1 pseudogene is annotated in these 409 nt (G+C 59.7%); it reads right to left on the bottom strand.

Annotated elements, in window-relative coordinates:
- Positions 1–16 precede the first annotated feature (16 nt).
- A pseudogene (locus GHO03_RS24790) lies at positions 17–409 on the bottom strand (sigma-54-dependent Fis family transcriptional regulator); the annotation flags it as partial.

The raw sequence follows: 409 nt of genomic DNA, 5'->3' as shown, positions 1-409 counted from the left end.
GGTGTTACCTGCAGCGTTACCCGCTTCGGTTTTCGCTGGCGACACCGGTTTTTCTGCGTGGAATGCCCAGGCGTTGGCGACGTTCCCACAGGCATTTACGACTCACCCCCAGCTTGCGGGCCAATTCGGTCTCGGTCATGTGGTCTTGATGCTCCAGAACGAAGTGCTGGAAGTAGTCTTCCAGTGACAGGTCTTCGGTCGGGTCCAGGCTGGTGTTACCGCTGCTGATGCTCTGTTGCGGGGCCAGGCCGATGAAGTCGTCGTCTTGCAAGTCGCTCAGTTCGATGTCGATACCCAGCAGGTCGGCCGAGATTTCCGGGCTTTCGCACAGGATCACGGCGCGCTCTACGGCGTTCTCCAGCTCACGTACGTTACCCGGCCATGAGTAATGGCTGATGGCGCGCTCTGC

The organism is Pseudomonas sp. FSL R10-1339, from assembly GCF_009600545.1.
Classification (GTDB): Bacteria; Pseudomonadota; Gammaproteobacteria; order Pseudomonadales; family Pseudomonadaceae; genus Aquipseudomonas; species Aquipseudomonas bubulae.
The sequence above is the reverse complement of the archived record's forward strand: the minus strand, read 5'-3'. Positions and strand labels throughout refer to the sequence as shown.